Source organism: Ferruginibacter sp. (assembly GCF_031430955.1).
Lineage (GTDB): Bacteria > Bacteroidota > Bacteroidia > Chitinophagales > Chitinophagaceae > Ferruginibacter.
Genome location: NZ_JANPCM010000567.1, coordinates 1 through 8,145, shown reverse-complemented (window position 1 = coordinate 8,145; position 8,145 = coordinate 1). Strand labels below are relative to the sequence as shown.

Annotated in this window: 7 protein-coding genes and 1 pseudogene; 6 read left to right on the top strand and 2 right to left on the bottom strand. The window is 35.6% G+C overall.

From position 1 onward, the window contains the following. Positions 1-187, top strand: a pseudogene (locus tag ACY65O_RS16215) (ABC transporter permease); the annotation flags it as partial. 1 nt (position 188) lies between these two features. Here the strand turns inward: ACY65O_RS16215 and ACY65O_RS16210 are convergent. Further along, a complete protein-coding gene (locus ACY65O_RS16210) occupies positions 189-1,121 on the bottom strand; it encodes a TIGR01777 family oxidoreductase (RefSeq protein ID WP_462221906.1) in 933 nt (310 codons plus the stop codon). Between the two features lie 167 nt (positions 1,122-1,288). Between ACY65O_RS16210 and ACY65O_RS16205 the strand changes: the two genes are divergently transcribed. From ACY65O_RS16205 to ACY65O_RS16185, 5 genes are all read left to right on the top strand, one after another. After that, positions 1,289-2,809: a hypothetical protein gene (locus ACY65O_RS16205; RefSeq protein WP_462221905.1), complete on the top strand. Its 1,521-nt coding sequence runs from the start codon at positions 1,289-1,291 to the stop codon at positions 2,807-2,809. An 85-nt stretch (positions 2,810-2,894) separates the two neighbouring features. Then, positions 2,895-3,875: a DUF6427 family protein gene (locus ACY65O_RS16200; protein WP_462221904.1), complete on the top strand. Its 981-nt coding sequence runs from the start codon at positions 2,895-2,897 to the stop codon at positions 3,873-3,875. Between the two features lie 149 nt (positions 3,876-4,024). Next, the gene (gene purQ, locus ACY65O_RS16195) at positions 4,025-4,696 is read left to right on the top strand and encodes a phosphoribosylformylglycinamidine synthase subunit PurQ (RefSeq protein WP_462221903.1); all 672 of its coding nucleotides are present in this window, start codon (positions 4,025-4,027) and stop codon (positions 4,694-4,696) included. Positions 4,697-4,774: 78 nt separating this feature from the next. After that, the gene (locus ACY65O_RS16190) at positions 4,775-5,224 is read left to right on the top strand and encodes a protein-disulfide reductase DsbD domain-containing protein (RefSeq protein ID WP_462221902.1); all 450 of its coding nucleotides are present in this window, start codon (positions 4,775-4,777) and stop codon (positions 5,222-5,224) included. 17 nt (positions 5,225-5,241) lie between these two features. Further along, a complete protein-coding gene (locus ACY65O_RS16185) occupies positions 5,242-7,266 on the top strand; it encodes a protein-disulfide reductase DsbD family protein (RefSeq protein ID WP_462221901.1) in 2,025 nt (674 codons plus the stop codon). 154 nt (positions 7,267-7,420) lie between these two features. Here ACY65O_RS16185 and ACY65O_RS16180 read toward each other — a convergent pair. Continuing rightward, positions 7,421-8,145, bottom strand: a 725-nt coding sequence (locus ACY65O_RS16180; RefSeq protein WP_462221900.1) for an aminotransferase class I/II-fold pyridoxal phosphate-dependent enzyme, incomplete at its 5' end; no start/stop codon positions are given.

Below are 8,145 nucleotides of genomic sequence, written 5' to 3'. Positions count from 1 at the left end.
CAGCCAGGTTGGTTATTTTATGCCTTTAGAAGCAGTTGATTCTTTAGTGCCCAACCCTTTTAAACCAAAAATTATGGAAAGACGAACGGTTGCTGATTATACATTGCTGATTGCAGCAGCTGCCTACATTGCTGCCTATTTTTATATTATTGTTAGTTATTTCCGTAAAACAGATTTAAAAACATAATTTATTTCTTCACCAAATCTTCCAATGCCCCATCAATATTTTCAAATTTAAAATCAAAACCTGCGGCTATAATTTTTTTACAGCTAACGGTTGCACTTTTTAATATTTCTATACTCCTGTTGCCCAGCAGTATCTTTAAAATAAAAACCGGTACATAAATGGGAATATAAAATAGACGCTTCATTTTTTTTGCAAGCGTTAGCGTTAATGTTTTATTATTTACAGGGGCCGGTGCCACGGCATTGTAAACACCATTCATGTTTTCGTTTTCTACAGCAGATAAAAATAACCTGCACAAATCATCAATATGTATCCAGCTTATCATTTGTTTGCCATTACCTAAAATTGCAGCAACTCCCAGTTTAAGAGGGGCAATAAATTCTTTTAATGCCCCGCCACTTTTACTCAATACAATACCAATTCTTAATTTTACCAATCTTTTGTTTAAAGCAGTTACCGGTGTTATACTTTCTTCCCAAAGTTTGCAGGTTTCTCCTAAAAAATTATTATCAGCCGGGTCATCTTCTGTAAAAAATTTACCATCCTTTTTATCTTCGCCATAATAACCAATAGCGCTGGCACTAATAACAGCTTTTACTTTATTGTGGTTTTGTTTTAAGCTTTCCACTATCAGCTTTGCACTTTCTGTTCTGCTGCTTACAATTTCTTTTTTATATTCTTCGGTCCATTTTTTTTCCATAACTCCTGCACCAGCAAGGTGAATAATATAATCGGCTTTTTGCAGTGCTTCAATATCCATTTGCTGTTGTTTTACGTCCCATTTTGCATAGCTGATAGTAGTGTCGGGTAACTGCCCGTTAGCAGCCGGCAACTGCCTGCTTAGTATTATTACCTCATAACCTTTTGCATTTAATAGTTTGGTTAAGGCTTTGCCCACTAACCCCGTGCCCCCGCTGATTAATACTGTTTGCATGAATAAAATAATTTTATGGTTTGTGTAAAAACAAAATATTTCACATCTTGTTTAAAATTTCGGGATAAATGTTTGAATAACAGATTTTGATGGATGGCATAATCATACCTCATGTAATTTAACGCTATTGATTTTTAATTCGTAATTTTAATGGAAAGATTGGTCTCATGAAAAATTTAATTTTTAGTATCATAGTATTATTCATATTACCGGTGGCACTATTTAGCCAGCGGGTAACCTATTCCGATTTTGAGCAGGAAGACAGCAGGGATATTAATTTTGAAATTATCGGTAAAATGAATGGCAACTTTTTGGTGTATAAAAATATACGCTGGCGCCATAAGATCAATATTTTTGGCGATGATATGAAGATAAAGGAAACCATTAAACTGGATTTTATTCCTGATAAAACTTTTAATGTAGATTTTGTTACTTATCCTAACCACTTTTACATGATATACCAGTTTCAGAAAAAAAATATTGTACACTGCATGGCAGTAAAAATGGACGGTAATGCAAAAAAACTGGCAGAGCCAATAGAACTGGATACCACACAAATTTCTATACTTGCCGATAATAAAATTTACACTGCCATAAACAGCGAGGACAAACAAAAAATAATGATTTTTAAAATTCATAAAAAAAATGAAAAATTTAATATTGTAACCCTTTTGTTTAACAACGATTTAAAATTGATAGCTAATAAAAACCGTCAGTCGCTATCGTTTGAAGAACGCAGGGATAATTACGATAATTTTTTACTGGATAATGAAGGCAACTTTGTTTTTACAAAAGACAGCCGAACTGGCAACAGGGATAACAGCAACCGTTTAAGCCTGGTAATAAAAGAGCCGCAGCAGGATACCTTTGCTTATCATGAAATTGAAATGGAAAAAAATTACATTGATGAAGTAAAATTAAAAATTGACAACCTTAACCAGCGGTATATTATCAATTCGTTTTACTATAAAAAAAACAGGGGCAGTATAGAAGGGTTGTTTACTTATGTATGGGATAAACCGAATGCAAAAACTTTTACGCATGCTTTTACCGTTTTAGTCGATTCATTAAGGGACGAAGTAAAAACTTCCGGGCAGTTGCGTTTTGCACTTGATGATTTATTTATACGGCAGGTTGTAGTGAAAAAAGATGGGGGCTTTTTACTTACAGCAGAAGATTATTCCACCCAGGGCCGCAGCAACAATAATAACCAATGGAACCGATGGGATTATTTAAACAATTATTATTACAGCCCTTATTCCAATTACTATTATAATCCATATTATGGTTATTACAGGCCATTAAGCAGTTTTAATAACAACCAAAGCACAAGATATTATTATGCTAACATTTTAATATTAAGTGCCGATAAAACAGGAAAAATAGACTGGAGCAAAACAATTCATAAAGATCAGTTTGATGATGATAACGATAATTTTTTATCCTTCGCTACAATGAACAGCGGCGGCGAAATACATTTTTTGTTTAATGATGATAAAAACAGGAATCAAATAATTGCCAATCACAGCATTTCACCCACAGGGCAAATAACCCGTAATCCCACTTTAAAAAGCCAGGAAAAAGGATACCAGTTTATGACACGTTTAAGCAAGCAGGTTGGTGCAAGCCAGTTAATTATCCCCTGTGTTTACAGGAGTTATATTTGTTTTGCCAAAGTAGATTTTTAATATATTCAGTACCGGCTAAAAAATCTTTTTATTGATTGCAATAATTAACCACCTTTGCAAAGCATTATTCATTAATTAATTATTTGTGACAGGCACTTTTAAAGCCAACAATCCTTACAATACTTTTCTGTTGCTTGTTTATGGCATATTGCTTAAGCTGCCTGTATTTTTGCATCCTGCCATTCCGCTGCCACAGCAAACAGATGGATTTTTATACAAAGCTCTATTAAAATGGTTACAACCGTTTGGAACCACCTTTCCCATAATTTATGGCGTAATGGCTTTTATTTTATTATACAGCCAGGCTGTTTCATTTAATAAATTAGCCAACGAATTAAGGCTGATGCAAAAAAATAATTACTTAACAGGCATGAGTTATATGCTGGTTACTTCATTATTTGCAGAATGGAATGTACTCTCGGCACCGCTGATCATCAACTCTCTTTTAATTTGGGTTTGGGCACGTATGAGTGGTTTGTACAACGATGCTAATCCTAAAACATCGCTCTTTAATATTGGTTTTGCCATTGGTATTTGTACATTTTTTTATTTTCCATCGCTGGCATTTGCTGCATTAATTATTTTTGGTTTAGCATTAATACGGCCCTTTCAATTATCGGAGTGGTTAATAGCTTTACTGGGTATCATCACCCCTTATTATTTTTTACTGGCTATTGCGTTTTTAACCGGCAATTTAAAAGGCTACCAGTTTCCCGGTTTTGCCATTACAAGCCCAAAATTTAATCAAACCACCTGGTCGCTTGTTGCTATAATAACTGTAATAATTACAGCTGTTGCAGGGCTTTTTTATGTTCAGCAAAACTTCAGGCGCCAATTAATACAAACCCGTAAAAGCTGGAGCCTTATTTTTTTATACATTGTGGTAGCTGTATTTGTGCCGTTTATTAATGCCACCCACGCATTTGAATACTGGATTTTATGTGCTGTGCCGCTATCTGCACTTTTAGGAGCAGCATTTTTGTACCCGGCAAAAAAATCAATTCCGCTGGTGCTGCACTGGATAATGGTGGCTTTTGTAATTGCTATCAGCTATTTTGTAAATTAAAAATTTCGAATTTGTAAATTTCGAATGTCGAATGTAGCTCAAATATGTAACCTCTTGCAAGTTAAAAGAGCTGGTATTTCCACACATTCCATATTCGTAAATTCGATATTCGATATTGTTTTACATTTGTAACTTAAATATACCAGTACATGAAGTTTGGCGTAGTAGTTTTTCCCGGCAGTAATTGCGACAGAGATATGATGGAATCGCTTAAAAACGATTTGCAGCAGCAGGTAATTCAGCTTTGGCATAAAGATAAAGACCTTAGTATGTTTACCACAGATGATTGTATTGTATTACCCGGCGGTTTTAGTTACGGCGATTATTTGCGCTGCGGTGCCATTGCCCGTTTTAGCCCCATGATGCAAAGTGTAATAGAGTTTGCCAACAAAGGCGGTAAAGTATTAGGTGTTTGTAATGGCTTTCAAATTTTATGCGAAAGCGGATTGTTGCCAGGTGTTTTATTACGCAACAGCCAGCAACAATTTGTTTGCAAAAATATTTTTATGAAAGAAGCTGCATCAGAAAGTTGCCAGGCATTAAAAATTCCGGTAGCTCACGGCGAAGGCAGGTATTTTGCTAACACTAAAACTTTAGAAGAGCTTGAAATGCACCGCCAGATCATTTACCGTTATTGCGATGAAGAAGGAAAAATAACAAAAGAAGCCAACCCCAACGGTGCAATACACAACATTGCAGGAATCTGTAATAAAGAAAGAAACGTATATGGTATGATGCCACATCCTGAAAGGGCCACCAGCAGCATATTAAATAATGAAGACGGAAAAAATGTGTTTAACCACCTGTTTGGGATAAATTAATGTTAAAAGGGGTAAGTGTACAATACCCGACAGGTTATTAAAGGTCTTATTGATAATTTTGTATAATAAAAATAAAAGATGAAAAAAATATTTTTTGCAATTGTACTGGTGATGTTTATTGGAGTGGCTGATGCACAGGGAACAAAAATTACCTGGACCTATTCTGCCAAAAAATTAGCAGGTAATAAATACGAATTACACATGATTGCTACTCCTCCTGTTGGATGGCATATCTATTCTCAAAATACTCCCGATGGCGGCCCTGTACCTACCACATTTAAGTTTAATACTAATGCACTTGTTGGCAGATCGGGAAAGGTAAAAGAAACAGGTAAATTGGTAAATTATTTTGATAATAATTTTAAAGTGAATGTAAAATACTTTCAGGGCAAGGTTGATTTTGTGCAAATAGTAACTGTTAAGGCTAAAATAAAAACAAATGTAAGTGGCGAAATAGAATCGATGATTTGTAATGATAGAACCTGTATGCCGCCTACTACCGAAAAATTCAATATCGCATTAAATTGAAAAGCTAATTTTAAAAAATGATAAAATACAGGCTGCTGCTTTTTGTAAACTTAATTTTTCTATCGCTTTTTTCAACTGCACAGGATAAACAACCTGTGCAGTTTAGTTTTGATAAAGTAAAAACCGGCAACGGAGAATACCAATTAAAAATAACTGCAAAGCCAGCGGCCGGAGTGCAGCTTTTCTCTATCCAAAAAATTGGAGACGATTTACCTGTAAATACGATTATTAGTTTTGATACTGCAGCAAAAATATTTTTGAAAGACAGCATAAAAGAAAATGGGGTTTTAAAAACCACCACCGATGCAGCATTAAATAATGCCACAATAAAATACTTCACCGATTCAGTTGAATGGCTGCAAAAAATACAATTAAATAAAGGCGACAGCACCCGTATTATTGGCAATATAAATTACTATTATAAAAAAGGGGAAAGTTTAGAATCGGGTGAGCAGCGTATTTCTATGCAGTTTCAATATAATACTGCTGATGCAAATGACAATGCAGCAATTGCCGATGCAGGTAACAGTAAAATAAATTCCGGATCATTGTGGGGTTTATTATTTGCAGGCATTGCAGCCGGGCTGATAGGTTTTTTAACACCCTGTGTTTATGCATTGGTTCCCATTACTGTTAGTTTTTTTACCAAGCGAAGTAAAACTAAAGCACAGGGAAAGTTTAATGCTTTATTCTATTCTTTTTGCATCATACTTATTTATACAATCGTTGGCGCATTAGTTGCAACTGTGCTGCCTAAAAATGCTTTAAATAATTTATCTACCAACTGGATTTTTAATGTTTTTCTTTTTGCATTATTTATACTTTTTGGCATTTCATTTTTAGGGGCTTTTGAAATTAATTTACCTTCTTCATGGTCAAATAAAATTGATAGTAAAGCAGGTATTGGAAGTTATTCCGGAATTTTCTTTATGGCACTAACACTGGTGGTGGTATCATTCAGTTGCACCGGAAATTTTGTAGCTTCTTTATTGGGGCTTTCAACTGCTGCCGGTAAGCTGGCACCCATTGTGGGAATGCTGGGTTTTGGTTTGGGGCTGGCATTACCATTTGCTGTATTTGCTTTTTTTCCGGCATTGTTAAGCAGCCTCGGTAAAAGTGGTGGCTGGCAAAATGCTTTAAAAGTAGTGTTGGGATTTTTAGAATTGGCATTGGCATTAAAGTTTTTAAGCAATGCCGATTTAGATAAAGGCTGGCGTATTTTAGACCGTGAAGTATTTATTGTTTTATGGGTAGTTATTTTTGTATTACTTGGTATTTATCTTTTAGGGAAGATTAAATTTAAACACGATAGTGAAACTCCTAAAAACGATTTTGATCAGCCTTATGTTTCTGTGCCAAGATTAATGCTGGCTATTGCTTCTTTATCTTTTGCATTGTATTTAGTGCCGGGGCTTTGGGGAGCACCGCTTAAAGCAATCTCAGCATTTGTGCCGCCAATGGGAACACAGGATTTTATTGCGAATGGTGGCGGAGGTAATTCAGTTTCAATCAGTGAAATAAATAGTGCTGCAACGCCTCCGCAAAAGTATGTGACTAAATTAAAAAAATATGAGCCACTTGCTGCCATACAAAATAACCTTACTGTTTATTACGATTACAACGAAGCATTGGCAGCTGCAAAAATTTTAAAAAAACCAGTTATGCTGGACTTTACCGGCATACAGTGTGTTAATTGCCGTGAGTTTGAATCTAAAATATGGATTGATAATGGCGTTGGGCAAAGAATGAAAAATGATTTTATTGTAGCTTCATTATTCTGTGACTACAATGAAGAATTGCCAGATACTGAAAAGCGGTTTTCTAAATTACTGAATTCAACTATAGAAACTGTGGGGGACAAAAATGAAGACCTGCAGGCAGAATTAATACAGGCAAGCGGCCAGCCCAATTATGTTTTTGTAGATGGCGATGGAAAATTATTAGTGCAGGGTGGTTATGGATACGATGCTACCAAAGGAGCTAAAGAATTTATTGCGCATTTAGAAAAAGTAAAAGAAGAGTTTAAAAAACGCTTTCCTTAAAATATTTTTATTTTCCTTTCTTCCTTTGCCTTGTTTGTGCCTCCACGAAACATTCGCTTCCATCTACGCTTAGGTAAAAGTTCAACAAGGATATGCCGTACAAGAGTGCGACGCAACGATGTTGACAAAAGTATAAATGTCCGTTCCAAAAAAATTAAACCCTTCCCGTATATTCCTGCAGCGCTTTTTCCAAACAATCCATTGCGGCATTAATATCATTGGTATTAAGTACATAAGCCAAACGCACTTCCTGTTTGCCTAAACCTGGTGTACCATAAAAACCTGTTGCCGGTGCAAGCATTACTGTTTTGTTGTTGTAAGAGAAAGATTCTAACAGCCACTGGCAAAATTTATCACTGTCATCAATAGGTAATTTTGCCATGGCATAAAAAGCGCCACCGGGATTGGGGCAAAAAACTCCGGGTATATTATTTAATCTTTTTACAATGGTATCCCTGCGTAATTTATATTCAGCTTTGGTGGTATCAAAATAATCATCGGGTAAATCAACTGCGGCTTCGCCTAAAATTTGTGCAAAGGATGGCGGGCTTAATCTTGCCTGTGCAAATTTCATCGTGGCGGCTAAAAGATTTTTATTTTTTGTAACAAAAGCACCAATGCGGCCGCCACAGGCACTGTATCTTTTACTGATGGTGTCCATTAAAATAACATTATCATCCACACCTGTTAAATGCATGGCGCTGGTATGGGTACCTTCGTAACAAAACTCACGGTAAGCCTCATCTGCAAATAAATATAAATTGTGTTTGATGATGATCTGCTTCAGCACTTCCATTTCAGCAGCGCTGTATAAATATCCCGTAGGATTATTAGGATTGCAAATAACAATGCCTTTAGTTTTTGGTGTAATTGCTTTTT

Bases quoted from the DNA above. Each gene is read 5' to 3' on its own strand.
- ACY65O_RS16210 (WP_462221906.1), bottom strand. From the start codon at position 1,121: ATGCAAACAGTATTAATCAGCGGGGGCACGGGGTTAGTGGGCAAAGCC.
- ACY65O_RS16205 (WP_462221905.1), top strand. From the start codon at position 1,289: ATGAAAAATTTAATTTTTAGTATCATAGTATTATTCATATTACCGGTG.
- purQ (WP_462221903.1), top strand. From the start codon at position 4,025: ATGAAGTTTGGCGTAGTAGTTTTTCCCGGCAGTAATTGCGACAGAGAT.
- ACY65O_RS16190 (WP_462221902.1), top strand. From the start codon at position 4,775: ATGAAAAAAATATTTTTTGCAATTGTACTGGTGATGTTTATTGGAGTG.
- ACY65O_RS16185 (WP_462221901.1), top strand. From the start codon at position 5,242: ATGATAAAATACAGGCTGCTGCTTTTTGTAAACTTAATTTTTCTATCG.